Origin of the sequence: Mesorhizobium liriopis (assembly GCF_024053505.1) — a bacterium.
GTDB classification, from domain to species: Bacteria; Pseudomonadota; Alphaproteobacteria; order Rhizobiales; family Rhizobiaceae; genus Mesorhizobium_B; species Mesorhizobium_B liriopis.
Genome location: NZ_JAMXQS010000006.1, coordinates 351,956 through 378,594, shown reverse-complemented (window position 1 = coordinate 378,594; position 26,639 = coordinate 351,956). Strand labels below are relative to the sequence as shown.

Here is a 26,639-nt window from a genome sequence, read left to right as displayed (position 1 = left end):
GCCCCAATCACTGCCTGCTGCATGCTTGTGTCAGCGCTGCGCGATTTTGGCGCGCTTGCGCAGTTCTTCCACATAGGTCTTGTTCAACGCATCGACCTGCGCATCCTGGCTCTTGCCGTTCTGCTCGTTCTGGAAAACCATCTGCGCCACGCGGTCATCCGAGACCTCGCGCGACGAGCAGATCGTGATGAACTCGACGCCGCGCTCGGTCTCGCGGGAGGGCGTGGCCGTGCCTTCACGCGCAGCCTTGATGGCATCCGACCAATCCGCCGGGAGCTGCTGGGCGAAGACCTTGCCGAGATCGCGCACGGTGACGTCGATCAGGCCCTTGGCGAACTGACGCGTGCTGTCGCAGCCCTGCACGCGCTGGCGCAGTGCATCGGCTTCGCGCTTGCGCACGCCAAGCTTTGCGGCGCGCTCGGACTGCGGAACCACGAAAATAACCTGCTGCAGCGTGTACTGCGTGGCGCTCGGCTTGTTGCCGCCATTGTCGAGCATACGGCGCACGGCTTCCTGTTCGGTCACGCGGCCAGTGCCGCCGCCATTCTTCGAGCGCATGCGCGCCCCGAGCGCCTGGTTCCAGCCCATCTGGGCCTTGATGTATTGCTTGAAGTGCTCCTTGGTGACGCCCGACTGGTTCATGACGCCATCGAGCTGCGCGACGGTCATCTTGTTGTTCTTGGCGAAGCGGCCATAGGCATCATCGACCTGCTGGTCGGTGATGTTGATACGGAGGCGCGCGACCTCGGCATTCTTGAGAACCTGCTCCACCATCTCGTCACCAGCTGCCTGGTTCAGATTGCCCTGCTTGCGCTGAAGCTTCAGGAATGCTGCGCGGCGCTGGATGTCGTAGCTGGTGACCGGTGTGCCGTTCACCACATAGCGGATCTGGCTCTCCTGCGCGGCGGCCGGCATCGCGGCGGCGAGGGGCAGGGCCATCGCGCCGGCGAGGAAAAGGGCGGAGAGGGTGTTCTTCGTCATGAGCATCCCCATAAGAGGATGCCGGCCAGTGCCGGCATCAGGACCTTCAAGCTATTCGGATGATTGGGTTTTGCGGCCCCACTGCGGCAAAACAATGTCGCTCATTTCCTGGAGCGTCTCGATCAGTTCGTATCCTGAGCAAGCGACTGGCTGGATCCGAAATCGCCGATGGTGCGGAACGAGAGATTGAAGCCGATGGTCTTCTTCACATCGTCCTCGTCGTCACGATTGACGCTTTCGGCGTAGCTCACATTGAAGGTGAAGCATTCGTCATCATAACCAAAGCCGATGCCACGATTGGTCACCACAGACTTTTCGATGTCATAGGTGCCCGATCCGAGCACGGTCCAGTTCTGCGCAAAGCGCAGCGAGCCGGTGCCGCGCACCTCCTGGCGGTCCTCGTCGAAGCCGTAGAGCGGCTGTTCCTGAATATAGGCATAGCGCGCCGTCAGCGAGAGAGGACCTTGGCTATAGCCAGCTTTCAGCTCGCCACGCCGCATGTCGAAACTTTCCTCATCGAAGCGACCACTGGCCGAAAGCGACAGGCCGACCGGCGTCATCAGGCCGGCGAGCGCCACGAAGTCGGAAGTGTCGGTTTCGAGGCCGGAGTAAGCGCCGACATTGACCAAGTCCGGCTGGTCGAACGAGTTCTCACCGCCAAGCTGGTATGACTGGCCGAAGATCGCATTCGTGCTCCAGCCGCCTCCGAACGTGCCGGTGTAGCGGAAGCCGACATTGGCGCGCGTGCCGCCCTCAATGCGGTCGTAGCCGGAGAACTTGTCACGCTCGAAGAGCGTGGTCGCGTCGAACACGAAGCTCTGCGCGTCCTCGTTCGGAATGGCCAGATCGCCCACATACTGCTCGTTCGGCCGCGCGAAGACCTGCGCGGTGGGCTCGAGGATATGCGTGGCGCTGGTCGAGGAGAACAGAACGGGCCAGCGAAGGTCGAGCCCGAGCGTCGCCATATAGCGGTTGAACTCCGAAACGACATCGGCATCAGCGGTCGGCCCCTGATACTCGGAAAGCGAGTTCAGGCGGTCTGCCATCGCGTTGACGCGGTCGATCGATTCCGATGAGGCATTGTCGTAGCCGGCATCCGCCTGGAAGGCGAGGATCGGCGTGATGACCAGACCAGAGTCGGTGATGATCGTCTTGCGCCACTCTGCTTCACCCGTGATGCGGCCGTTGTCGCCATCGAGACCGCGAACGAATGGGTCATTTCCCGAGCGAATATCCGAAAGCGCAGTGAAGCCGTCCAACTCATCGCGTTTGATGGCGCGGGCGTTGACATCCAGATTCAGTTCACCACCGAACACCGGCTCGTCTGGCGTGATCGAATAGTCGAAGCTCGGAAGCGCCAGCGGCTGTTTCGGATCGCGGGCGTCGGGGTTGGAATCGAGAACCTCTTCCTGGACCTTGAACTCCATGGCTCGCAGGTCGAAGTAGTTCCGATCATCCAGACCGACGAGGTAGGCTTGGTTGCGCTGCACAGACTTCGCGAAATTCGCGATGCCGTAGGTCTTGGAGAAATTCTTGTCGGTTTGGGCGAGATAGTCCCAACCGAACGTCCAGCGGGGGTTTATGTCGAATTGACCGCGCGTGCCGACCATGGCGCGACCTTCAGTCGGGTCTCCTTCAGGACCGGAGTCGACCGTGTTCGGATCGAACGCGCTCGGCTCTTTCTGGTTAATGCCTGCAACCTGGATCGAATACTCGCCATTATTGAAGCGTTGGCGCCACTCCGCTTGGCCGAGGAACCCCTGCTTCGTGAAATAGCTGCCGGTCACCGTCAGGTCGAAGGTTGGGGAGAGGGCGAAGTAGTAGGGGACTGTCACGCCCGTTCCCAGCTCATCGCTTTGCGTGAGGCTCGGAATCAGGAAGCCGGACTTGCGCTTGACCGTCGGGTCGGCCGTTTCGAAAACCGGAAAATAGGCGATCGGGAAGCCGAACAGCTCGAAGCGCGACTGCTCGAAGCGTACGACCTTTTCCTGGCCGTCCCAGATGATCTTTCGCGCCTTGATGCGCCAGATCGGCGCCTTGTCGGGCTTTTCCTCGCAGGGCGCGCAAGCAGTGTAGACGCCGTTGTTGAAGGTCGTCACGCGGCCGCTGCGGCGCGTCGCGCTTTCTGCCGCAAAGTAGGTCTTGTCGGCGGTTTCGATGCGAAGCGCGTTCAGGAAGCCTTCGCCGAAATCGTCGGTGATGTCGATCTTGTCGGAGGTCACGCGCGTGCCCTGCGGATCGACGATCTCGACGTCGCCTTCGGCGAGGAGACGCTTGCTGTTCTGGTCGTAGCTCACGCGCTGCGCGACGAGGCGGTTGCCGCCATAGTCGATGCGCACGCGACCGGCTGCGGTCACGATCTGGCTGTCATTGTCGTAGGTCAGCGTGTCGGCTTCGAGCAGCATCTGCGAGTCGCTCGGCACGGACGAGCCGGCGAGCGCACCCAGATCCTGCGCATAGGCTTCCGGCAGCGGTCCGGCGAGAACCGCGAAAATGAAACCCAACGCACTTGCCGTCGAGAGACGGCGCTTCAAACCTGCCAGACGGCTCCGGTCCAAATCGGCCCCCACTAGCCGTCCTCCTTGTGAAGCAGGAAGGTTACTCCAAAGAACATCGCCACGACGACAGGAACCCACGCCGCGACATATGCCGGCACGAATCCCGCATTGCCGAACGCCTTGACGAGAACCGACACGACATAAAGCAGAAAGCCGGCGACGATGCCACCCAGAATCAAGCCCGCCGACTGGCCCATGCGAGCGAAACGCATCGACACTGTTGCAGCAATGAGCGTCATCGCGACGAGCAGGAATGGCGTCGCCAGAAGCGACTGGAACTGCATGGCGAAAGCGTCGGCGCGAAGCCCGAAAGAGCGCGCAACCTGCACTTTCGAAGGCAATTCGTAGAACGGCACGGTTTCAGGACGCGCCAAGCGCTCGGCCACATATTCCGGCTTCAGCGAGGTCGGAACGCGGTCCGTCGCGCGCGGTTCGAGATACTGTCCCTGCCGATGGACGCGTACATCCGACAGCTCCCAGTAACCATCATGCAACACTGCTAGGGCCGCATCGCGCCGCTCGGTCATGTTGCCATCAGCATCGATCGACAGGAACACGGCGCCCGCGAGCTGAGTGCCGGCTCCCAGAACAGCGTCTGCGCCGATGATCGTCTCGCCTTCCTCGCTGGTTCGCTGGCGCAGCCATGGCGCGTTGTCGGCCTCACGGCGTGGGGCGCCGCCGGAGCGCAGGTCCGACTCGAGCTGCTCGGAAACGGCGAAGCCATTGGCGGCCAACGGATTGAGGATGGCGAGCGAAAGGACGCCGAACAGAAGCGCGCCGAGGCAGACCGGCGTGAGGATCTGCCATGCCGAGATACCGGAAGCGCGGGCAACGACCAACTCGTATTTGCGGTTGAGCGAGACGAGGGTCGCCATGGCCGCGAAAAGGCCGATGAAGGGCACCGTCTGCTGCATGATCATCGGCACGCGAAGCAGCGAAACGCTAGCAACAGAGGCAAGCGAAACGTCGGCCGCATCCGAGATGCGCCGGGACAGTTCGGTGAAGTCCACGAGGAACACGAGCATGAACACGCCGATGAAGAACCACAGCGTGATGACGGCGTAGCGGACCAGGAAGTAGCGGGAAAGCGTCCAGCCCATCAGGCGGTGCCTCCCGCAGCCTTGCCCCAGCGCCAGGCGTTGAAGCGATCATTCCAGCGGCGAAACTGAGCCACGACGCGCTCGACGGTCGAGGTCGGCAGCTCCATCGGCCTGTTGAACAGGATGAAAAGGCCGGAAACCACGATGGCACCGATCGGCACGAGATAAACGAGGAACGCCATCCCGGGATGCGACTGGGTCTGATCGGCGAAGAAGAAGCCCAGCCAGCGCTCGAAGAGCGCGATGACCGAAGCCGTCAGCAGGGGATGAAGCCGCTGTTCGCGAGCGGATCGCGGCGACCCGGCGACGGCCAGTGCGATCATCGCGAAGACCAGCGGATAGATCCATTCCGTCAGGCGCCGATGGATTTCCGCGGTGAACGCCTGGGGAGTGGACTGGAAATATTTGTCGTTCGGATCGGGATTGAAGAGATAACCGAGCGTGCGATCCTTGGGCAACAGGCGCACTTCGCCGCTGCCTGGTGCGAAGGCGGAAAGGTCGAAGGCGTTCGAATCGAAGCGGATGATCGACACATCGCCTTCCGCTGTTTTCCGCTGCACCTCACCATCCTGCATGACGAGGATGTTCTTGTTGTCCTGCTTCGTCACCGCGCCGTCCTTGGCGTAATAGACGAGGTTCACGCCTTCGGTGCGGGTGTCGGAAATGAAGATGCCGCCCAGGCGCCCGTCGGGCAGTCGGCGGGCGATCTGCACGTAAAGCCCGTCCTCGACCTTGCGGAACGTACCTTCCTGAATGACCAGCGAAAGCAGATCGGCGCGCGCGGCAGCTACCAATTCGCGGCTCTTCTGGCGTGCATAGGGGTCGATGCTGTTGTCGACGAAAAGCGCCAGCAGGCTTGCAAACACTGCGAGCAGGATGATGGGTCGAATGACGGTGGTGCGCGGGCTGCCGGCGGCCGCGAACACCATCAGTTCGGAGTCGGAATTCATCGCGGCCAGTGTCTGGCTCACCGCGATGAGGATGGCGAAGGCGACGACAAGCGGGATGATCGAAGGCAGGATCAGCGTTGCGACCTGAAAGAAGGCCAGCGCCGATTGACCGCTGTCGGTGACGAGATCGATGCGCGCGAGGACCTGCGTCGTCCAGACGATGGCGAGCGTCCAGAGCAGGGTGCCTGCGAAGAAAACGAAAACGCGGCGCAGGATGTAGTTTTCGGCGACGTTCATCCTGCTCGTGTTTCCAGCTTCAAAGGCTTTGCAGCCGAGCGCGCATTTAAGCGCTGATTTCGCACTGCACAACCGTTCATCCTTGGCCGGGGAGGGCCCGACCAAGTTAAGTCAAACTGTTCTCGAATGGTGAAGAAAGCGGGAAGAGTCATGGTTCACAAACGGTAAACGATTGGATCGACGGGCGCACCCCGCTTGCAAATCAAAGGAAAAAGGCGAAAGTCGCGCCGCTTCACGGCGCAATTTCGTGCGCTGCAAAAGGACATTGCATGGCCCAGCTTCCCACCATCGCCTTCGCTTCATCGCCAGCCCCGCAGAGTGGCTCCGTCATCGTATTGGCGGGAGACGGTGGTGCGCTGAGCGCGGAGGGGCGGGCCGCCGACGGCAGCGGAGCGCTGCGTCGAGCGTCTGGGGTCGCCGAATTTTCAGGCAAGTTCGGCGCGGTGCTCGAACTGATCGCGCCAGTGGAGAACGGCCCCGACCGTCTGATCGCCATCGGCACCGGCAAGGCCGATGCGCTGAACGACCATGCATGGCTGAAGCTCGGCGGGGTGGCCGGCAGCCAATTGCGCAAGGGCGCCAAGATATCGATCGTCGCGAGCGTCGAGGGCGTGGATGTGAGCGCCGAGGACGCTGCGCAGCTCGCGGCCGGCATCCTGCTGCGCGCCTACAGCTTCGACAAATACAAGACCAGGAAGGATGAGGGCGAGAAGGCGGACGGCGCGAAAAGCGGCGAAGCGGCTTCCGTGACCATTCACGTTTCCGACGCTGCAGCCGCCGAGCGGGCCTTCGCCGCGGTGAGGGCGGTTGCCGAGGGCGTGCATCTGGCGCGCGATCTCGTCAACGAGCCGGCCAACCATCTCGGCCCCCTGGAACTCTCGGGCCACGCCGAAGCGTTGCGCGAATTCGGCGTCGAGGTCGAAGTGCTGACTGAAGAAGAGATGCACGAGCTCGGCATGGGTGCATTGCTCGGCGTCTCGCGCGGCTCGACCCAGCCGGGCCGGCTGGCCGTCATGCAGTGGAAGGGCGGTGGCGACGAGAAGCCCGTCGCTTTCGTTGGCAAGGGCGTGGTGTTCGACACGGGCGGCAACTCGATGAAGCCGGCCGCCGGCATGGAAGACATGAAGGGCGACATGGGCGGTGCCGCCGCCGTGCTCGGCCTGATGCGAGCGCTTGCCGGCCGCAAGGCGAAGGCCAACGTCGTCGGCGTCATCGGCTGCGTCGAGAACATGGTCAGCGGCGACGCGCAGCGGCCCGGCGATATCGTCTCATCCATGTCGGGCCAGACCATCGAGGTGCTGAACACGGACGCCGAGGGCCGCCTCGTGCTGGCGGACGCGCTCTGGTACACCAATGACCGCTTCCAGCCGCAGCTGATGATCGATCTGGCGACGCTGACGGGTGCCATTCTCGTGGCGCTCGGCCAGCTGCATGCCGGCCTGTTTTCCAACGATGACGAATTGGCACAGCGCCTGACTGCGGCAGGCCTCGCCACCGACGAGCGCGTGTGGCGGATGCCGATGGGCCCCGACTATGACAAGCTGATCGATTCCAAGAATGCCGACATGAAGAATATCGGTGGCCGTTACGGTGGCTCGATCACGGCAGCCCAGTTCCTCAAGCGCTTCGTCAAGGACACGCCTTGGGCGCACCTCGACATCGCGGGCACGGCGATGGGCTCGCCGTCGAACGAGATCAACCAGTCCTGGGGTTCGGGCTTCGGCGTCCGGCTGCTCGACCGCTTCGTGGCGGACAATTACGAGACTGCCAAAAACACGGCATGACGGAAGTCCTCTTCTATCATCTCACCGAGTCGACGCTCGAGGATGCGCTGCCGGGCCTTCTCGAGCGCAGCCTGAAGCGCGGCTGGCGCGTTGCCGTACAGTGTGGCTCGACGGAGCGGCGTGATGCGCTGGACGCGCATCTCTGGACGTTTCGCGACGATTCCTTTCTCGCGCATGGCACGGACCGCGACCCTCATCCCGATCGTCAGCCGATCATTCTTTCGACCGAACCGGTCAATCCGAACGGCGCGCAGGTGCGCTTTCTCGTCGACAACGCGGAGCCTTCGGGTCTGGAGGCCTATGAGAGGGCAGTGTTTCTGTTCGACGGGCACGATCAGCAGCAGCTCGAAGGTGCGCGGCGGCATTGGAAGGTGATGAAGGATGCCGGGCACGACGTGACCTACTGGCAGCAGACGGCAGACCGCCGATGGGAACGCAAGGCCTGAACTTCTCGCGAGCGCCCTAGGCGGCTCGCCCTCTCACGCTATCTCCGCCGGCAATTCGGAGGAGATGGATTTGAAACGCTCACTTGCCCTCGCGCTCGGTCTTCTGGCGGTAACATCGCAACTGGCTCTCGCGCAGACTGTCGGCGATGACGACCAGCTGCCTCAGATCGAAACCTATATCTTCGAGACCAAGCCGACCGTGCCGGGCCCGGACTTCGTGAAAAGCCTGAAAGTGACTGCCGGCTACTCGGTCAGCGTCTTCGCCAAGGACCTCGGCAATGCGCGCTATGTCGAGGTGGCCGAGAATGGCGACATCTACATCAACCGCAACAGCACAGGCGACGTCATCCGCCTGCGTGACCGGGACGGTGACGGGGTGGCCGACGAAGCGCCGGAGGTGGTCGCCAAGCGACCTGCGATCTACGGTGTTACCGTCCACGAGAACAAGCTCTACGCGGCGAGCGCGCGGGAGGTTTTCGTGGCCGACATCGCCGAGGACGGCAAGGTCGGCGAATTGCAGCGGATCGTGAAGGACCTGCCCGACAGCGGACAGCACTATAATCGCAGCATGAAGGTGGGGCCTGATGGCTGGCTCTATGTGCAGGTCGGCTCGACCTGCAACACCTGCAACGAATCCAGCCAGGAGAGTGCTGCACTTCTGCGCGTGAGCCCGGATGGCAAGCAGCGCTCTATCGTGGCGACCGGCCTGCGCGATGCCATCGGCTATGGCTGGCACCCGGTCACCGGCGAGCTGTGGACCTGGGATCAGGGCATCGATTATCTCGGCAACGATCTGCAGCAGGAAGAGGTCAACAAGGTCGAGTTCGGCAAGCGCTATGGCTGGCCCTATGTGATGGAGGACGGCAAGGAGTATCCGCAGCTCGAACCGCAGGGCGGTTTGTCGAATGCCGAATGGGCCAAAGGCAGCACGAACCCGGCGCTGATGTATACGGCCCATTCGGCCGGCATGGAGTGGGCGTTCCATTCGGGCGGCGGACGCATGGGCGACGAGGTCGCCAACGACGCGTTCGTCGCTCTGCGCGGCTCTTGGAACCGCAAGCCTGCGTCGGGCTACGAGGTCGTCCGCGTGCGTTTCGATGAGAACGGGCAGGCAACCAAGGTTGAGCCGTTCATCACCGGTTTCCTGAGCGAGGACGGCACGAAGAATTACGGCCGGCTCGTCGGTATGGCGGTCGCCAAGGATGGCGCGCTGCTGTTCTCGGATGACACCAACGGCATCCTTTATCGTGTCGTGAAGGATGGCGCCTCCGCCGACTACACGCCGAAACAGGTGCCGGCCGACTGGACAACGGCGCAGACATCGCAGGGCACGAATATGGCGCTAGCGAATGCACGCCCGGAAACGGCTGCCAAGACCGATGCAAAGGTCGACGTCTCTTCCCCGGCTTTTGCGGCCGATGGCGACATTCCGTTCGCCTACACGGAATATGGTCAAGGCATTTCGATTCCTCTCAAATGGAATCGCGTGGAGGGCGCCGTATCCTACGCTATCATCATGGAAGACCCCGACGCGCCGCAGAAGCCGACCGTGCATTGGGTGGCGTGGAACATTCCTGCGTCCACGATCGAATTGCCGGAAGCACTGCCGGAGCGTGACCGCCTCGATGGGGACACGACAAAGGGCATCATGCAGGGGCGGGGCTCGGCGAACTATGTCGCCTATCGCGGCCCGCGCCCGCCGGTCGGCGATCCGGCCCACCATTATCATATTCAGGTTCTGGCATTGGATACGATGCTCGACGCCCCGCTGGGCGCCAACCGTGACGAGATATTGAATCTCGTCAAAGGCCATGTCGTGGCCAAGGGCGAACTGGTTGGCAAATATGCGCAGACGAACGAGCCGACGAACTAGGCTTTCGAGGGAGGCGGTAGCTAGACGGCGACCGCTTCTTCGTATTTCGCCGAAAGCTCCAGCCAGCGCTCCTCGTGGCCATCGATGGAGCTGGCGAGCTCGGCCCGTTCCTTGGCGAGTTTGGTCGCTTTGGCTGCGTCGCGTTCGTAGAGGGCGGGGTCGTTCAGCTCCGTCTCGATCAGGCCGACACGCTTGCGCAGGCGTTCGATCAAGGCTTCCGTCGCCTTGATTTCCTTGGCGAGCGGCTCGTTGGCGGCGCGGCGTTGCGCGGCCTCGCGTCGCTTGTCGGCTTTCGAGTTTTTGTCTGCTTCGCGCTTCTCGCGGCGGTCGGCGGAAGAGCCCGTCACCAGCTGGCGGTAATCGTCCATGTCTCCGTCATAGGGCGCGACGGTGCCGTCCTTGACGAGCCAGAGCCGGTCGGCGGTGGCTTCCAGCAGGTGACGGTCGTGGCTGACGAGGATGACCGCGCCGGGGAAATCATTGAGCGCCACGATCAGCTGTTCGCGGCTGTCGATATCGAGGTGGTTGGTCGGCTCGTCGAGGATGAAAAGGTTCGGACCGTCGAAGGCGGCGAGGCCCATCAGCAGACGCGCTTTCTCGCCGCCCGACAGTTCCTTGGCCTTGGTGTTCATCTTCTCCGTCGAAAGACCGAACTGCGCGACCTTGGCGCGCGCCTTTGACTCGGGCGAATCCGGCATCAGGCGGCGGACATGCTCATAAGCGTTTTCTTCCGGCCTCAGATCATCGAGCTGATGTTGTGCGAAGATCGAAACCTTGAGACCCGGCGCCAGCGTGATCGAGCCCGCCTCCTGCGTGAGGCGTCCGGCCAGAAGCTTGGCGAAGGTCGACTTGCCGTTGCCGTTGGCGCCGAGCAGCGCGATACGGTCGTCGGCGTCGATGCGCAGGGTCAGGTTCTTCAGGATCGGCTTGCCGGCCGTGTAGCCGACCGAGACATTGTTCATCGCGACGATGGGCGAGGCGACCACTTTCGCCGGCTCGGGAAACGAGAAGGGCCGCACGGTGTCGTGGGTCACCGAGGCGATCGGCTTCATGCGCTCCAGTGCCTTGATGCGTGACTGTGCCTGGCGCGCCTTGGATGCCTTCGCTCGGAACCGGTCCACGAAGCTTTGCAGGTGCTTGCGCTGCGCTTCCTGCTTCACGCGGCTCTTTTCCTGCAGAACCTGGCTTTCCTCCAGCTGCCGCTCGAAGCTGTCATAGTTGCCGCGCCACCATGTCAGCTTCTGCGCGTCGAGATGGACGATGGAGCTGACCGCGTTGTTGAGAAGGTCGCGGTCGTGGCTGATCAGGAGAACCGTATGCGGATATTTCGCGACGTAATTTTCGAGCCACAACGTGCCTTCGAGATCGAGGTAATTGGTCGGCTCATCGAGAAGCAGAAGATCGGGCTGGGCGAAGAGCACGGAGGCGAGTGCCACGCGCATACGCCAGCCGCCGGAGAAGGATGAGGCAGGCCGCTTCTGCGCGGCATCGTCGAAGCCCAAGCCGGCGAGGATAGTGGCCGCGCGCGATTCGGCCGAGTGTGCGTCGATATCGGCGAGCCGGATCTGGATCTCGGCGATGCGGTGAGCGTCCGTGGCGGTCTCGGCTTCGTGCATCAGCGCCAGACGTTCCTTGTCGGCTTTCAGCACGATCTCGATCAAAGACTCTTCCGTGCCCGGCGCTTCCTGTGCGACCTGGCCGATGCGCAGCCCCTTGGGCAGTTCCACCGTGCCGCTTTCCGAGGCGAGATCGCCGGTGATGGCGCGGAAAAGCGTGGTCTTGCCCGTGCCGTTGCGCCCCACCAACCCGGCCTTGGTGCCGGCTGGCAATGATAGGTTGGCATGGTCGAGCAGAAGCCGGCCGGCAATGCGCAGGGATAGGTCGTTGATCGCGAGCATGGCCGCTTTTGCACCGGCCCAGGCCGACCGCGCAAGTATGCGTGCCGACAAAGAAAAAGGCCCGCTGGGTGAGCGGGCCTCTCTGTTGATGTTGATATCAGCGCCCGGCTGCAGCGCAGAGCCCGACAAGTGCGCTATCGAAGGAGCCGGGATCGGCCATGATATCCGCGCAGCGCTTCTTCATCTTGGTGGCGTTGGTGCGGCCGTTCTCGTTGCTGAAAGCGAACGATCGCGAGCGGCTCGTGCCACGGTCGCCAACACTATTCTGACCCGTGCCGACGCCGGTACCGGAGCCAGAATTGCCACCGGCTCCACCGGTGCCGTTTCCGCCAGTTCCACCGGTTCCGCCAGTCCCACCAGTGCCAGTACCGCCGTTGCGACCGCCGATGCCCAAGAGTGCGCCGAGCGAGATGCCCCGCCCCCCGCCGACCGACGCGCCGACCCCCGCATTCACACCGCTGCTTCCGCCGACGCTGGCACCGACGCCGGCGCCGACACCGCGACCGCCGCCGACATTCGCACCAACACCGGCATTGACACCGCTGGAGCCGCCGACGGATGCACCAACACCGGCGCTCGTACCGCGTGAACCGCCGACGGAGGCGCCGACACCGGCATTGACGCCGCCGCTGCCGCCCACAGAGGCACCGACGCCGGCACCCGTTCCGTTCGAGCCGCCGACGGAAGCGCCGATGCCTGCATTGACGCCACTAGCGCCGCCTACACTAGCGCCGACACCGGCATTCAGACCTTGTCCGCCACCGATCGATGCACCGACACCGATGCCTCCGACGGATACGCCAACGCCCAAGCCGCCACGACCGTTGCCGCCGACGCCAGCGCTCACGCCGCCACCGCTACGGCCGCCGCTGGCACCAGCTTGGCTTTCTGCAAAAGATGTCAGGGGTATGCTTGCAATGAGTGTGCCACATGCAAAAGCAGTGGCAAGTTTGGACCAGGTGGCCGCCATCGACTTGTTCCTCCATGCTGCGCTGCGAGAAGTACTTCATGTAGTTCTCGATAGCTAAATACGAAATACTAGGAGGGTTAGTTTCAAAGTGACTTGATCACGAAAAAGAGAGCAATAAATACCATAGTTAAATGAATTTATGTAAGTATTTAAGAATCTCGCTATCTTTCAAGCGAAGGCCCGTCCGTCTTCTGTTCTGAGGAACGCAATGAGGTCGAGCCCGATTGAGGGGCGGCCAAGTCTCGTCAAAGCCGCGTGCGCCTGCCCGCGATGATGCGTCTGGTGATTGAAGAGATGCGCCAGCGCCGGTTCCAGCCGCTGGGAGATCGTGCGCATGTCGCTGATGGTCGTGTAGGTGAAGCGACCTGCGATCTCGGCGTCCGACAGCGCGCCGATCCATTCGATGATCCGTGCATCCTCTTTTTCCCGCGCTTGCCTGAGGCTCGCAAGGTCGGGATGGAGGATGGCGTCAAGGGCCGTGGGAGCGGCCCCTTCGCGCGTGAAGCGATGCAGCCAAATCCGGTCCGCGACAAGGATGTGGTTCAACGTTCCCATCAGCGATCCGAAGAAGACGCCCGTGTCGCGCCGCCACTCTTCTTCGGACAGAGCTTCAGCTGCAGTATAAACACGATAATTCGCCCAGCGGTTATAGGCAGCCATCATCAGAAAATGTCGTTTGGACATCAGCGCTCCACATGACAAGGATGGCGGCTCCTAACACCTGCGATAGGTAAGCTACCAGTGACGATCCTGCTCTACGATCTCGTCGGGGCCGATGCTGGCCGGCCCTACAGCCCGCATTGCTGGAAGGTCGCCATGGCGTTGGCGCATAAGGGGCTCGACTTCCAGCGTGTGCCGACGCGTTTTCTTGAGATTGCCAAGGTCGAGGGCGGGATATCAAAGACCGTTCCGGTCATTCGTGACGGCGACAGCAAGGTCATCGATAGTTTCACCATCGCCCTCTATCTCGACCAAACCTATCCCGACCGGCCCAGCCTGTTCGGCGGGCAGGGTGGGGAGGCGATGGCGCGTTTCATTGAGCGCTGGTCGCAACTGACGGTCCATCCATTCGTCACGAAAGCCGCCGTTCTCGATATTTTCGAGATGCAGGACCAGGACAACAAGGCATGGTTCAGGCCGGACCGGGAAGCCAAGCTCGGCAGATCGCTGGAGGAGGTCGTGGCAGGCCGCGATGCCGGGCTGGCTGCATTCCGAGCTTCGCTGGAGCCGCTGCGCAGCATGCTGAAATACCAGCCTTGGATTGGCGGCGAGGGCCCGCTTTTTCCGGACTATATCGTCTTCGGCGCGCTGCAGTGGGCGCGTGTCGTGACATCCTACCAGCTCTTGGAAGACGGCGATCCGATAGCGGACTGGTTCGAGCGTTGTCTCGCGCTTCACGACGGCCTCGGCGCTTCCATTCCCGCCGCAGCTTGAGCCATGCCCTTGGCAAGGGACGGGGGCTTGCCTATAGAGCCGGCCGAACGTCCCTCTTTACCGTTTCCCACGCAAAGGATGCCCCATGGCGATTGAACGCACTTTCTCGATGATCAAGCCGGACGCGACGCGCCGCAACCTGACGGGCGCCATCACGGCCATGCTCGAGGAAGCCGGCCTGCGCGTCGTCGCCAGCCGCCGCGTCTGGATGAGCCGCCGCGAGGCCGAGGGCTTCTACGCCGTTCACAAGGGCCGTCCGTTCTTCGAGGAACTGGTCGAGTCCATGTCGTCGGGTCCGACGATCGTGCAGGTTCTCGAAGGCGAGAACGCGATCCTCAAGAACCGCGAAGTGATGGGCGCCACCAACCCTGCGAATGCGGCTGAAGGCACCATCCGCAAGGTACATGCCGTTTCCATCGGCGAGAACTCGGTGCACGGTTCGGATGCGCCCGAGACCGCGCGCGAGGAAATCGCCTACTGGTTCTCGCAGACCGAAATCGTCGGCTGACGCTCAAACCGATCCCAGCCGCCCCGCGTTGAATGGCGCGGGGCGCAGATCGCGGCCATGCCGCACGAAATCCTCGAAGACCCGCGGCGTCATGGGCGGCGCGTAGAGGTAGCCTTGGAAGAAGTCGCAACCGAACGCGCGGAGGAAAGCTTCCTGCTTGGGATTCTCGACATGCTCCGCGACCGTCTTCACCTTCAGCGTGCGCGCCATGGCGAGAATGGTTTTGACGAGTGACCGGTCCCCGTCGCTCTTTTCGATATCCGCCACGAAACTGCCGTCGATCTTGATGAAGTCGATCGGCAGTTGCTTGAGCTGAAGGATCGAGGCCGAGCCGGTCCCGAAATCGTCCAGCGCGAGATTGATCCCGATTTCCTTGACCTGGTTCATCCGCTCGATGGCAGCGCTCGTCTGGCAGGCGAGAACCGTTTCCGTCAGCTCGAAGACCAGTTTGCGTGCATCGACCTCGTGATGGCGCAGCGAGCGGTGCAACGCGGCGACGAAGCCGGCATCGGCGAATGCCCGGGCGTTCATCTTCAGAGCCAGCCGAAGATTGCGCAGTTCCGGGTCGCGCTGCCATGAAGCGAGCGTGGCGATGCCCTGTTCGACCACCATCGCCGAAAGCTCCGCGCCCAGCCCGCCTTCGTCGGCCAATTGGAGAAACTGCGGCGGCAGGATCGTGCCGCGCGTCGGGTGATCCCATCGCAGCAGCGCCTCCGCACCGATGATGATGCGCTCATCGTCGAGAACCGGCTGGAAATGCAGCGAGAAAGCCTTCTGATCGATGGCAGTCCGCAGCTCAGCCGTCAGCTTGAAGCGGTCCGCCTCGCGCTCCATCGAGGCCGGATCGAACAGCGCCAGCCGATTCCGGCCCGCAGCCTTCGCCTGATACATGGCAAGATCGGCACGCTTGAGCACTTCGTCGACCCGCTTTTCCTGCCGGTCGAAGACGACCAGGCCGATGCTGGCCGATCCGACATGGCGCACGCGACCGATCGCGAATTGCTTCTGCACGGCGTCGAGCACCCGATGACCGAGCAGGATGGCATCGCGCGTCGCCAACGCGCTCTCGTTGAACTTCGAGCCGAGGACGACCACAAATTCGTCGCCGCCGAGACGCGCGATCATGTCGCTTTCGCCGACGCAGGCCGAGAGCCGTTCAGCCACCTGCACGAGATAGGCATCGCCGACATCGTGGCCTTGCGTGTCGTTGAGCGCCTTGAAGTTGTCGAGATCGATAAAGAGCAGGGCACCGAACCCGTCGCCTGCCGCGCAACCCGTTTCCGCGGCCATGCGCTCGAGGAATTTGCGGCGGTTAGGCAAGTGCGTCAGCGGGTCGTAAAAGGCAAGCCGCGCGTTTTCTGTTTCCTGCCGGCAGCGCCTCGTGACGTCGGCCATGTAGCCGCGCCACGTCAAGCCATCCCCTTGGCGCTGCGAACTGGCCGTGATGCGCAGCCAACGTTCGGTCCCGTCCTTCGCGGTCAGCCGGCATTCGACCTCCCACGGCTGCCGTTCGGCCAAGGCCGCTTCGCGCGAGCGGTCGTAGAGCTCGATATCGTCAGCGTGGATGAGGCTTCTGAATAGAAGCGGATCGGCCATGTGGGCGCGGTGCGGATGGCCGGTCAATTTCGAGATGCTCTGGCTGAGATAGCCGAAGTGGGCCGTACCGTCGTCCATCACATCGACCTGGAACAACACGCCGGGAAGTGCGCTCGTCAAACGGCGGAAGCGTTCCTCCAGGGTCAGCCGCGCCATGGTTTCGGTGATATCGCGAACCGAGCCCTCGTAGTAAAGCGGCTTGCCGGTCCGCTCGTGCACCACGAGGCGGGCAGACTCCGTTATCCAGATCTTCTGGCGGGTTTTGTGCCGATAGGTTTCGGCCACGAAATCCGAAACGCTGCCGTCTCGCATCAGGCGGGCGTAAAAGACATCGCCCTTGGCCTGATCCACGTACCACTGCTCGGAACTGTTTCGCAGGGCATCAAGCATTTGTGCTTCGCTGCGATAGCCGTTCATCGCAACCAGCGCCTTGTTGGCGCTGATGATCGTGCGATCGAGCCTCGCGCGATAAACGCCCTCTCCGAGGTGATTGACCAGCGCATCGAGCCTGTCCCGTTCGCGCCGTGCCTTCAGTGAACGCTGGGCGAAGAAAGCGGCGGCAGCCAAGCTTGCGCCCGATGCGAGCGAAAGCAGCGGCAGCGCGAGCGCTGCCCATTGCGATCCATCTTGCAGAAAAGGAGGCACTGCCTGCTGCTCGTCACACTCGTTCGATTGCTGAATGTTGATCGCAGGACTTTTCAGATTCGCTAAATCGCTTGGATGATTACAGTCTGGGCTAACGTTGCGTTACCGCTTCCAACGCAATGTGGCCGCATCGTCGCTCTGCTTGGCCTCGACCCAGGCGCCATCGGAGCCGTTCAGGTGCTCCTTCTTCCAGAAGGGCGCGCTGGTTTTCAGGAAATCCATCAGAAAGGAGGCCGCATCGAATGCTGCCTGACGATGCGCGGAGGCGGCCGCGACCAGAACGATATTCTCGCCCGGCCTGATCCTGCCGCAGCGATGAATGACGGTGAGACCGAGAAGGGGCCAGCGTTCGATGGCCTGCTTGGCAATGCGACCGATCTCTTCCTCCGCCATACCGGGGTAATGCTCCAGTTCGAGCGCGGACAAGTGGCCGCCTTCGTCGCGGCAAAGCCCGGTGAATGTCACGACGGCACCGATATCGACGCGTCCTGCGGTCAACCGCGAGGATTCCGTCGCGAGGTGGAAATCTTCCTCCGAGACCCGAATGAAAGGCGTGATGCTCATCCGCCCGTCATCGGCGGAAAGAGCGCGATCTCGCTGGCCTGTGCCAACGGCTGAGCATGGTCGGCATGGCGATGGTCGAGGGCGACCCGGATGACATCCGGTTGCTTCAAGGCTTCGGCATAGGTTTCGCCGCGCGTAGGGAGCCAGTGGAGTAGGTCGTGAACCGTCTCCACGCCCTCGTCCAATTCGATGACCTCTTCGGAAATTCCGATCCGCTCACGGACCCAGGCAAAATAGCGCAGCTTGACCGCTCTATTCGTCGACGATGTGCTTGAGGCCTGCGCGGAAATAGTCATAGCCCGTATATAGCGTGAGCAGTGCCGAGAGCCAGAGAAGCACGATCCCGGTTTGAGTAGCGTAGGACACGATCTTGTCCAAGGCCGGACCGGCAAGCAGCACCGTGATCGCGACCATCTGCGCTGTCGTCTTCCACTTGGCAAGGCGCGTCACCGGCACGCTGACCTTGAGGTCGGCGAGATATTCGCGCAGGCCCGAAACGAGCACTTCGCGGCAGAGGATGATGATGGCCGCCCAAAGCGTCCAGCCTGCGATGATCTGATCCGTGTCAGCGGCGAGCAGCAGAAGGCAAGTCGCGACCAAGAGCTTGTCGGCGATCGGGTCGAGCATGCGGCCGATATTCGAGGTCTGCTTCCAGGCGCGGGCGAGATAGCCGTCGAACCAGTCGGTGATGCTTGCCACGGCAAAGATCGTTACCGCGCACCAGCGCGCGAAGTCGCTCGACTGCAGCCTGCCTTCCACGAAGAAGCAAAGCACGATCAGAGGCACGGCAAGGATACGTGCGTAAGTGAGCAGGTTGGGCAGGTTGAAGGCTTGGCCGCCGCGGGACTGTCTGGGCAATGGCATGTCCTGGGTGGTCACTTCACTGGTTCCTGTTAGCGCCTTCTTTCACGCACGGTCCCGACATCGCGCAAGAGAGAATTCTGCCGAATTATTATGGCAGGGGAATGAAACCCTGAATCACGGCGAATGCAAGGCTGTCCGAACAGTAGCCGGCGTAAGTCCTCTAGTTCTCGTGAAAATGGTTATAAACGAGTCTCGCGGTCGAGGCGGAGATGCCCTCCACCGCCATGAGGTCCTCGATTCCGGCACGGCCCACAGCCTTCGCGCTGCCGAAATGGTGCAGCAGCGCGCGTTTGCGCGTTGGGCCGACACCTGTGATCTCGTCGAGCGGGTTCTTGACGAACTGCTTGGAGCGCCTCGCGCGGTGCGCGCCGATGGCGAAACGGTGCGCCTCGTCGCGCATGCGCTGGACGAAATAAAGCACGGGGTCGCGCACCGGCAGCGTGAAGGACTCCTTGCCCTTCACGAAGAACCGCTCGCGGCCAGCATCGCGATCGACGCCCTTGGCGACGCCGATGGCGATCACCTTATCCTCCACATCGAGTTCCTTGAGGATTTCGCGCACAGCCGACATCTGGCCCTGGCCGCCGTCGATCAGGATAACATCCGGCCAGGCGGGAAAGGTCGTCTGTTCCGCTTCATGATCGAGCGACGGGCCCTCGGCGTTTTCCTTTTTGAGCCGCGAGAAGCGCCGCGTCATGACCTCGCGCATCATGCCGAAATCGTCGCCGGGCGTCAGGTCGGTCGAGCGGATGTTGAACTTGCGATACTGGTTTTTCACGAACCCGTCCGCGCCCGCCACGATCATCGCCCCGACCGGGCTCGTGCCCATGATGTGCGAGTTATCGTAAACTTCGATGCGGCGCGGCGGGTGTTCGAGGCCGAAGGTTTCCGCGAAGCCTTTCAGCAGACGCGTCTGGGTGGACGTCTCGGCAAGCTTGCGCCCCAACGCTTCGCGCGCGTTGTGAAGCGCGTGTTCGACCAGTTCCTTCTTCTCGCCGCGTTGCGGCACGGAAAACGCGATGCGATAGCCCATACGCTCGCTCAAGGCTTCGGCAAGCAGATCGGTCTCGGGGATGGCCAGTGAAAGCAGGATCGTACGCGGGCAGGGCTTGTCGTCGTAGAACTGCGCGATGAACGAACCCAACACCTCCTCCGGCTCGACGGATGGGTCGGCCTTCGGGAAATAGGCGCGATTGCCCCAATTCTGGCCGGTGCGGAAGAAGAACACCTGAATGCAGAACTGTCCGCCTTCCTCGTGAATGGCGAAGACGTCCGCTTCCTCCACGGTCTGCGCGTTGATGCCCTGATGGCTCTGCACATGGGCGAGGGCGGAAAGGCGGTCGCGCAAAACGGCGGCGCGCTCGAAATCGAGATCGGACGCGGCGACCTGCATCGCTGCGGCGATCTCACCCTTCACCTTCTGGCTGCGTCCGGCGAGGAAATCCTTCGCCTCGCCGACAAGCGTCGCGTAGTCGTCCACTGAAATCTCGTTCGTGCAAGGGCCCGAGCAGCGCTTGATCTGGAAGAGCAGGCAAGGCCGCGTGCGACTTTCAAACACGGAGTCAGCGCAGGTGCGCAGGAGGAATGCGCGCTGCAGCGAATTGATCGCGCGGCCGACCGCGCCTGCACTGGCGAACGGTCCGAAATAGTCGCCTTTGCGCGACCGCGCGCCGCGATGCTTGAAGATGCCTGGGGCGCGGTGATCGCGGTTGAGCAGGATATAGGGGAACGACTTGTCGTCCCGCATCAACACATTGAAGCGCGGACGGAAGCGCTTGATAAGATTCGCTTCGAGCAGGAGCGCTTCGGTCTCGGTGCGGGTGACCACGAACTCCATGGTCGCCGTTTCACGCACCATGCGCGCGAGGCGGTTGTTGTGGAACCGCCCCTGCGCATAGCTCGTCACGCGCTTCTTAAGGCTCTTCGCCTTGCCGACATAAAGCGCATCGCCTGCACTGTTGAGCATGCGATAAACGCCGGGCGAGTTCGGCAGGCGCTTGACCAGCGTCTGGATGACCTCCGCCCCCATCTTGCCTTCGATATCGCCGGCATCGGGCGTCCAGTCGATTGCAGTGAAAGCCAGTTCCGGGCCCTCCGCGAGGGGTGCCGGTTCAGCGTCGGATCCCTCGTCCTCATCGGTTTCATCGCCGGGCAGGAATCCCGCCACATCGTCAGCGATGTCGTCGTCTCGAGGACGCTCCGCTTCCGAAGACAGATCTGCTTGTTCCGGTTTCATTCCGCTTCCGAGTGTCATAGCGCGAGTCGCGCGCGCAAGGGCGAGGTGGCATGGCAGCGATCACATTCGCGGGAATCGAACGCTGCGAGGAATCGTCTCGAATGGAAGAGATAGCGACGGGGTTAAGGGATTTCGACCCCGCAGGGCTGCGGCGTTTACCCTTGTAAATATCCGTTCAGGCTTGCGGCGAGAATCCGGCGAACGGGGTGATTTGGTTCAAGGGCAAAAAGGTTCCATCAGGCCAAGAAGACGAATAAATCATCCAGAACAGCGGCTTAGAAAGTGATGTTCGCCGATTGTATCATCAGTGCAACAGGGGTCGTCGGCCGCATTCGAGCCCCAGAATGAACGCATTCCGGCGGGGATGCCGCCCCATTTGCCAGCGAAATTGTTTCTCGACCGGCGAGCGATGCGAACTCCCACGCTCCCCGCCCGTTTCGAGTGATGAGTTTTGAAAGGAAATACCATGTCGCGTTTCACTTCCCCCTCGCGGATCGTTCGCCCGCTGGCCGCCGCTGGCATTCTCGCGGTTCTTGGCGCGGCCCCTGCTTTCGCAGCTGACGTGATCAGCGAAGAGCCCCCGGCACCGGCGCCGATCGAAGCCCTTCCGGTTGCTTCGTGGGCTGGTCCTTATGCCGGTCTCCAGCTCGGCTACACCAAGGGCAAGACCGACACGGATGCCGGTAACGTCGACACCGACGGCATCATCGGCGGCGCTTTCGCCGGCTACAACTGGGAAAGCAACAACGTGGTCTACGGTCTCGAAGGTGATGTCGGCTACGGCGATCGCAACGAGAGCGAAAACGGCGTCCGCTCCAAGTCCGGCATCGAGGGCTCGCTCCGCGCCCGCCTCGGCTACGCCGTCACGCCCGACGTGCTGATCTACGGCACCGCCGGTGTTGCCGGTCAGGACCTCAAGGTCACCGCAGGCGGCGAGCGCGATCGCAATACGCTGGTCGGCTATACCGTGGGCGCCGGCACCGACATCAAGCTGACCGAGAACGTGTTCGGTCGCGTCGAGTACCGTTACACCGACTACGCCGACAAGGCGTTCGACACTGGTGCCGGTTCGATCGATGTCGACCAGAAGGATCACCGCGTGCAGTTCGGCGTCGGTATGAAGTTCTGATCCGGCGACAAGCCGATCAAGGAAAAAGCCGGGCATCTGCCCGGCTTTTTTCGTTTCAGGCCGGAAGGCAATCCGTTAGGTCGGGATGGGCGCTGTCGAACGCTGTCGCCCAGTCGGTCAGTGCATCGCGGCCTGCTTCCCATTTTCCGCCGAAACGCAGTGCCAGGTAACCGAGCGCGGCGCGGAGGGCGAAGCCGCCGGCATCGGGCTTGGCGGTCGGGGGCAGGTGATCGCCCACCCAATCGAGTCCGCGCGAAACCTTGTCCCACTGCCAGTCCAGAACGGGCTGATGGACTTTCTCTTCCGGCCGGTTGCGACGCTCATAAACGTGGGCCAGTGCGGAATCGCAGATGCCATCCGCCACGGCCTCGATCAATTCGGCCGTTTCGTCGGCGAAAAGCTCGCCCTTCGCGCTGCGGTCGAGATGACGCATGATCACGCGGCTGTCGAATACCGCGCTGCCGTCGTCCAGCAACAGCGTGGGAATCTTGCCGAGCGGATTGCCGTCGATCAGCACGCTCGGGGCTTGGCCCGTGTTCACGGTTTCCAATTCGATTGCGATTCCGAGATGCTTGGCGGCAAGGCGAACCTTTGCGCTGTATGGGGAGGGAGGGGAATAAAGCAGGCGAGGCATCGTCGATCCGGATTGAAGAGTGTTCAGCGGTTTGTGCCGAGGGGCGGCATGCGCGCGCTGCCGCGTTTGCAGGCGCGCCGGTCCACCTCCGGACATGAACGGAAGGCGAGATCCTTTGTCATGCAGATTCGCACCTCGCTGATGAACTGCCCGTCGCAGGCGACTGCGATGGCGTCGGGTGTCAGGCCCGGATTGCTTTGGATGAAACGCGCCTCGACCTGTGATGGAGCGACGTTGCGCGCCTCGCGTGGGTTGCTGAACTCGTTCGGGACGCGGACCTTTTCACGCGCGCGCCGCAGAAGCGAGAAATAGTCCGTTTGCGAGAGGCCGGAGCAGCTTCCGTGCTTGCGCCATTGATAGCCGATCAGGCCCGTGGACGGCATGATGTCGAACAGCTTACGGGCCAGTTCGCGCGGCACACGCGGCTCATCCGTCGCGCAGTCGGCTGGATAACCACGTTCCCGCTGCGGCCACAGGCCATGGACCACGAAGGAGTAGGGTTTCGTCGCCCCGCATTGCTGCCGGTTGGCGTTGGCGCCTTCGCTCGCACAATAGCTCGGCGACCATGACAGGGCGAGAACGTAAAAGTCGAAGTCTTCGGCCTGTGCGACGGAGGACAGGCCTGCGAGCGCGAGGCCAACGACGTAACCCAGCAATCGCCGCATCGGCTTACTTCAGAACGCGGCAGCCGCCATTATAGACATACCAGCGGTCGAAGCCTTCCACGCAGAACTCGACGCTGTTGCCGATCGAGGCAAAGCCCATGTCGGTCTCGATCAGATAATCGATGTCGCGGCGCTGGCCGTCCGAAAGAACCACATCGGCCGTGCAATAGCGGCGCGAGATCGGGTGCCAGTCGTCGGTCGGCTCGTAGCGACGCTCGGTGATGTTGTAGAAGGATTCGATGCCGACCTGCGGCAAGTTCGGCACGTGGCGCACCTGATAATCGAAGCGGGAAACGATGCGTCCGAGGTAACGCTGCTCGGCGCAAACGCCGGGATCGACCTGAATCGAGATCGGATCGGCGCTGAAGGCAGGCTGCGGTGCAAAGATGCCGCCAAGCGCGAGGGCTGCAGCGGCGAAAGAGGCGAGTTGGCGAAGCATCGGCGAATCTCGTCGAAGGAGGTCGGTCACGGTTTTGCCCGAATTGTCGCGCGCGAAGCCCCGAGGTCAAGCCTGCTGCGACGAATTCAGCCCGGCTGTGCCTCCTTTGCAAGCCGGGTGACAGTGGCTGCGGCTCCGTCGCCCTGCGCGAGCAGGTCGCGCAGCACTGGCAGAACGACCGCCAGCTCGGCTTCCAGCGTGTAGGGCGGATTGACGACGACCATGCCACAACCGTCGAGCTTCGGCTCGGGCGACGGCGCGCGGACATCGATCGTCACATCGATGATGTCGGGGATGCCGGATCCTTTCAGAGCCTCTCGAAACCGCGCCACCGCCTTGCGATCCTTGATGGGATACCACAGCGCATAGGTTCCGCCCGGCCAGCGGCTATGGGCGGTCTTAAGTCCCTCCACGAGCCTGTCGAATTCATCCGGCTCTTCGAAGGGCGGATCGACCAGCACCACCCCGCGCTTTTCCTTGGGTGGCAACTGGCTGTTGAGCGCGAGCCAGCCATCGAGGTGAATGACGCGAACCTGGAAGTCGCCGGCAAAAAGCGACCGAAGTGCTTCGGAATCCCGCGGATGCAATTCGATGGCCGTCAGCCTGTCCTGCTTGCGCAACAGGCGGCGCGCAACGAGCGGTGAGCCGGGATAGGCCGAAAAGCCATCGGCATCTTCCTTGATGGTGGCAAGGTAGGGTGCCAACAGTTCGGCAACCGGTGCGGGCAACTCGGCATCGAGCACGCGACCGATGCCGTCGCGCCATTCGCCGGTCCGTTGGGCTTCGCTGGACGACAGCTCATAGCGTCCGCGTCCCGCATGGGTGTCGATCACGCGGAACGGCTTTTCTTTCTTCTGCAGATAGAGGACGATTCGCGACAGGACGAAGTGCTTGAGCACATCCGCAAAGTTGCCCGCATGGAAGGCGTGGCGGTAATTCATTTCGGCTGGGCCAGTCTGCGCATGAATGCCGCTCTACTCCACAGGGGCGAAACCGGCTAGAGATCGAGCCATGAACCAGCACGTTCCGATCAAGATCGGCCATTCGGCCTGTCCGCACGATTGCCCGTCCACCTGCGCGCTGGACGTCGAGGTGATCGATGGCAAGCGCATCGGCCGTGTCCATGGGGCGAAGGCCAACACCTATACTGCCGGCGTCATCTGCGCCAAGGTCGCGCGCTATGCCGAGCGCATCCATCATCCCGACCGGCTCCTGAAGCCGCTTGTGCGCGGTGGTGCGAAGGGTGAGGGTGTGTGGAAGGAAGCGAGTTGGGAAGCCGCCCTCGATCTCGTGGCGGAAAAGTTCATCCGCGCGGAAGAGAGGTACGGCTCCGAGACCGTCTGGCCAAATTATTATGCCGGCACCATGGGCCTCGTGCAGCGCGACGGCATCAACCGCCTGCGCCACGCCAAGAAATATTCCAATCTCTTCGACAGCTTCTGCACCAATCTCGCCTGGACCGGCTTCGTGATGGGTACGGGCCGGCTGATCGGCCCCGACCCGCGCGAGATGGCAAAATCGGATTGCGTGGTGATCTGGGGCACGAACGCCGTGGTCACGCAGGTCAATGTGATGACCCATGCGATCCGGGCGCGGAAGGAGCGCGGGGCGAAAATCGTCGTCATCGACGTCTACGAAAATGCCACGATGAAGCAGGCCGATCTCGGCCTCGTGCTAAAGCCCGGCACCGATGGCGCCCTTGCCTGTGCGGCGATGCATGTGATCTTCCGCGACGGGTTCGCCGACCGTGAGTTCCTCGCCAGGCACGCCGACGACCCGGCGGGGCTCGAAGCGCATCTGCAGACGCGCACGCCGGAGTGGGCATCCGCCATCACCGGTTTGAGCGTCGAGGAGATCGAGACTTTCGCGCGGCTCGTGGGTGAAACCAAGCGCACTTTCTTCCGTCTCGGCTATGGTTTTTCACGCCAGCGCAACGGCGCGGTCAACATGCATGCGGCGCTCTCGATCGCGGCCGTCACCGGCGCGTGGGCACTGGAAGGTGGCGGGGCGTTCCATTCCAATTCCAGCATCTTCAAGCTCGATACGTCCGAGATCGAAGGCGCGAAGATGGCCGACCCACGCATTCGGTATCTGGATCAATCCAAGATCGGTCGCGTGCTGACCGGCGACCGCGAGGCGCTTTACAATGGCCCGCCTGTCACGGCGATGCTGATCCAGAACACCAACCCGGCCAATGTCGCGCCCGAGCATCGCCTGGTGCGTCAGGGTTTCCAGCGCGATGACTTGTTCACCTGCGTCCACGAGCAGTTCATGACGGACACGGCCCAACTCGCCGACGTCGTGCTACCCGCGACCATGTTCCTCGAACATGACGACATCTACAAAGGCGGCGGGCAGCAGCATATCACGCTGGGCGCCAAGCTGATCGAACCGCCGGAGGGGCCACGCACCAATCATTTCGTGATCGAGGAGCTCGCCAAGCGGCTTGGCGTTGCCGACAGACCGGGCTTCGGCAAGACCGAACGGGAGTTGATCGACACCATGCTCGCCAAGCGCGGGCTGGGAGGCTTTGATTCTTTCGAAACGCAGCGCTGGGCCGACATGCAGCCGCCGTTCGAGACCGCGCATTATTCCAACGGCTTTGCGCATCCGGACGGCAAGTTTCGCTTCCGTCCCGACTGGGCGAATACGCCCGCGCCCAACCGCCCGCCGAAAAGCATGGGCTTGCAGGGCAGTCACGAAAGCCTGCCGCGCTTCCCCGACCATGTGGACCTGATCGAAGTCGCCGATTCCGAGCATCCATTCCGGCTGACGACCTCACCCGCACGACAATTCCTGAACTCGACTTTCACCGAAACGCCGACCTCGAAAGGCAAGGAAGGGCGGCCGGAGCTTCTGGTTCATCCTCAAGATGCGAGTACGCTTGGTATCGAGGATGGCACGCGTGTCGAGATCGGCAACCATCGGGGCGAAGTGATTCTGCACGCCAAGCTGTTTGGTGGCATTCGTCGTGGCGTGGTCATCGCCGAGGGCATCTGGCCCAACAGCGCGCATGAACGGGGCGAGGGGATCAACACGCTTGTCGGCGCAGACCCCGGCGCGCCCTATGGCGGCGCGGCGTTTCACGACACAAAAGTATGGCTGCGGCTCGCTTAGGAGCCGCAACA

The 26,639-nt window shown here is 62.6% G+C and carries 23 protein-coding genes; 7 read left to right on the top strand and 16 right to left on the bottom strand.

The genetic code is table 11. The annotated features are described in order from the left end of the window. Positions 1 to 30 precede the first annotated feature (30 nt). The 4 genes from NGM99_RS14150 to NGM99_RS14135 all read right to left on the bottom strand — a co-directional run bounded on the left by NGM99_RS14150 (position 31) and on the right by NGM99_RS14135 (position 5,826). The gene (locus NGM99_RS14150; RefSeq protein ID WP_435371431.1) at positions 31 to 981 is read right to left on the bottom strand and encodes a peptidylprolyl isomerase; all 951 of its coding nucleotides are present in this window, start codon (positions 979 to 981) and stop codon (positions 31 to 33) included. A gap of 122 nt (positions 982 to 1,103) precedes the next feature. After that, positions 1,104 to 3,551, bottom strand: coding sequence for an LPS-assembly protein LptD (locus NGM99_RS14145; RefSeq protein ID WP_435371430.1), 2,448 nt, complete (start codon positions 3,549 to 3,551; stop codon positions 1,104 to 1,106). Further along, positions 3,551 to 4,642 carry an LPS export ABC transporter permease LptG gene (lptG, locus tag NGM99_RS14140; protein WP_252820071.1) on the bottom strand — a complete coding sequence of 364 codons (1,092 nt, stop codon included), beginning with the start codon at positions 4,640 to 4,642 and terminating at the stop codon, positions 3,551 to 3,553. The genes NGM99_RS14145 and lptG overlap by 1 nt, the downstream gene beginning before the upstream one ends. Continuing rightward, complete coding sequence (locus NGM99_RS14135; protein WP_252819951.1) at positions 4,639 to 5,826, bottom strand: LptF/LptG family permease; 1,188 nt, start codon at positions 5,824 to 5,826, stop codon at positions 4,639 to 4,641. The genes lptG and NGM99_RS14135 overlap by 4 nt, the downstream gene beginning before the upstream one ends. Positions 5,827 to 6,095: 269 nt before the next feature. Between NGM99_RS14135 and NGM99_RS14130 the strand changes: the two genes are divergently transcribed. The 3 genes from NGM99_RS14130 (at position 6,096) to NGM99_RS14120 (ending at position 9,929) form a co-directional block, all read left to right on the top strand. After that, on the top strand, positions 6,096 to 7,610 hold the full coding sequence (locus tag NGM99_RS14130) for a leucyl aminopeptidase (RefSeq protein WP_252819949.1): 1,515 nt from the start codon (positions 6,096 to 6,098) through the stop codon (positions 7,608 to 7,610). After that, positions 7,607 to 8,056, top strand: coding sequence for a DNA polymerase III subunit chi (locus NGM99_RS14125; RefSeq protein WP_252819947.1), 450 nt, complete (start codon positions 7,607 to 7,609; stop codon positions 8,054 to 8,056). The genes NGM99_RS14130 and NGM99_RS14125 overlap by 4 nt, the downstream gene beginning before the upstream one ends. A gap of 70 nt (positions 8,057 to 8,126) precedes the next feature. After that, a complete protein-coding gene (locus NGM99_RS14120; protein WP_252819946.1) occupies positions 8,127 to 9,929 on the top strand; it encodes a YbhB/YbcL family Raf kinase inhibitor-like protein in 1,803 nt (600 codons plus the stop codon). 20 nt (positions 9,930 to 9,949) lie between these two features. On the opposite strand, the gene NGM99_RS14115 is transcribed toward NGM99_RS14120, so the two are convergent. From NGM99_RS14115 to NGM99_RS14105, 3 genes are all read right to left on the bottom strand, one after another. Further along, on the bottom strand, positions 9,950 to 11,827 hold the full coding sequence (locus NGM99_RS14115; RefSeq protein WP_252819944.1) for an ABC-F family ATP-binding cassette domain-containing protein: 1,878 nt from the start codon (positions 11,825 to 11,827) through the stop codon (positions 9,950 to 9,952). Between the two features lie 97 nt (positions 11,828 to 11,924). After that, positions 11,925 to 12,674: a hypothetical protein gene (locus tag NGM99_RS14110; protein ID WP_252819943.1), complete on the bottom strand. Its 750-nt coding sequence runs from the start codon at positions 12,672 to 12,674 to the stop codon at positions 11,925 to 11,927. Between the two features lie 291 nt (positions 12,675 to 12,965). Further along, positions 12,966 to 13,481 carry a DinB family protein gene (locus tag NGM99_RS14105; RefSeq protein WP_252819942.1) on the bottom strand — a complete coding sequence of 172 codons (516 nt, stop codon included), beginning with the start codon at positions 13,479 to 13,481 and terminating at the stop codon, positions 12,966 to 12,968. 57 nt (positions 13,482 to 13,538) lie between these two features. On the opposite strand from NGM99_RS14105, the gene NGM99_RS14100 reads away from it, so the two are divergent. Continuing rightward, on the top strand, positions 13,539 to 14,231 hold the full coding sequence (locus NGM99_RS14100) for a glutathione S-transferase family protein (protein ID WP_252819940.1): 693 nt from the start codon (positions 13,539 to 13,541) through the stop codon (positions 14,229 to 14,231). A gap of 85 nt (positions 14,232 to 14,316) precedes the next feature. Beyond that, positions 14,317 to 14,739 carry a nucleoside-diphosphate kinase gene (gene ndk / locus NGM99_RS14095; protein ID WP_252819938.1) on the top strand — a complete coding sequence of 141 codons (423 nt, stop codon included), beginning with the start codon at positions 14,317 to 14,319 and terminating at the stop codon, positions 14,737 to 14,739. Between the two features lie 3 nt (positions 14,740 to 14,742). Here the strand turns inward: ndk and NGM99_RS14090 are convergent, their stop codons facing one another. The 5 genes from NGM99_RS14090 to uvrC all read right to left on the bottom strand — a co-directional run bounded on the left by NGM99_RS14090 (position 14,743) and on the right by uvrC (position 20,644). After that, positions 14,743 to 16,980 carry a putative bifunctional diguanylate cyclase/phosphodiesterase gene (locus NGM99_RS14090; protein ID WP_252819936.1) on the bottom strand — a complete coding sequence of 746 codons (2,238 nt, stop codon included), beginning with the start codon at positions 16,978 to 16,980 and terminating at the stop codon, positions 14,743 to 14,745. A 102-nt stretch (positions 16,981 to 17,082) separates the two neighbouring features. Then, complete coding sequence (locus NGM99_RS14085) at positions 17,083 to 17,544, bottom strand: molybdenum cofactor biosynthesis protein MoaE (protein ID WP_252819934.1); 462 nt, start codon at positions 17,542 to 17,544, stop codon at positions 17,083 to 17,085. Further along, complete coding sequence (gene moaD, locus NGM99_RS14080; RefSeq protein WP_252819932.1) at positions 17,541 to 17,840, bottom strand: molybdopterin converting factor subunit 1; 300 nt, start codon at positions 17,838 to 17,840, stop codon at positions 17,541 to 17,543. Before moaD ends, NGM99_RS14085 begins: the two co-directional genes overlap by 4 nt. Then, positions 17,797 to 18,408: a CDP-diacylglycerol--glycerol-3-phosphate 3-phosphatidyltransferase gene (gene pgsA, locus NGM99_RS14075; RefSeq protein ID WP_252820070.1), complete on the bottom strand. Its 612-nt coding sequence runs from the start codon at positions 18,406 to 18,408 to the stop codon at positions 17,797 to 17,799. Before pgsA ends, moaD begins: the two co-directional genes overlap by 44 nt. 160 nt (positions 18,409 to 18,568) lie before the next feature. Further along, positions 18,569 to 20,644 carry an excinuclease ABC subunit UvrC gene (gene uvrC / locus NGM99_RS14070; RefSeq protein WP_252819930.1) on the bottom strand — a complete coding sequence of 692 codons (2,076 nt, stop codon included), beginning with the start codon at positions 20,642 to 20,644 and terminating at the stop codon, positions 18,569 to 18,571. A 466-nt stretch (positions 20,645 to 21,110) separates the two neighbouring features. On the opposite strand from uvrC, the gene NGM99_RS14065 reads away from it, so the two are divergent. Beyond that, on the top strand, positions 21,111 to 21,773 hold the full coding sequence (locus NGM99_RS14065) for an outer membrane protein (RefSeq protein ID WP_252819928.1): 663 nt from the start codon (positions 21,111 to 21,113) through the stop codon (positions 21,771 to 21,773). A 55-nt stretch (positions 21,774 to 21,828) separates the two neighbouring features. Here NGM99_RS14065 and NGM99_RS14060 read toward each other — a convergent pair whose 3' ends face one another. From NGM99_RS14060 to NGM99_RS14045, 4 genes are all read right to left on the bottom strand, one after another. Further along, the gene (locus NGM99_RS14060) at positions 21,829 to 22,407 is read right to left on the bottom strand and encodes a glutathione S-transferase (protein ID WP_353937423.1); all 579 of its coding nucleotides are present in this window, start codon (positions 22,405 to 22,407) and stop codon (positions 21,829 to 21,831) included. Between the two features lie 23 nt (positions 22,408 to 22,430). Then, entirely contained in the window at positions 22,431 to 23,072 is a 642-nt protein-coding gene (locus tag NGM99_RS14055) for a ribonuclease T2 family protein (protein WP_252819926.1), read from the bottom strand. Positions 23,073 to 23,076: 4 nt separating this feature from the next. After that, positions 23,077 to 23,511 (bottom strand): hypothetical protein, encoded by a 435-nt coding sequence (locus tag NGM99_RS14050; protein WP_252819924.1) that lies wholly within the window; start codon positions 23,509 to 23,511, stop codon positions 23,077 to 23,079. Positions 23,512 to 23,597: 86 nt separating this feature from the next. Further along, positions 23,598 to 24,452, bottom strand: coding sequence for a 23S rRNA (adenine(2030)-N(6))-methyltransferase RlmJ (locus tag NGM99_RS14045; RefSeq protein WP_252819922.1), 855 nt, complete (start codon positions 24,450 to 24,452; stop codon positions 23,598 to 23,600). 70 nt (positions 24,453 to 24,522) lie between these two features. Between NGM99_RS14045 and NGM99_RS14040 the strand changes: the two genes are divergently transcribed. Then, entirely contained in the window at positions 24,523 to 26,628 is a 2,106-nt protein-coding gene (locus tag NGM99_RS14040; protein WP_252819920.1) for a molybdopterin-containing oxidoreductase family protein, read from the top strand. Positions 26,629 to 26,639 lie beyond the last annotated feature (11 nt).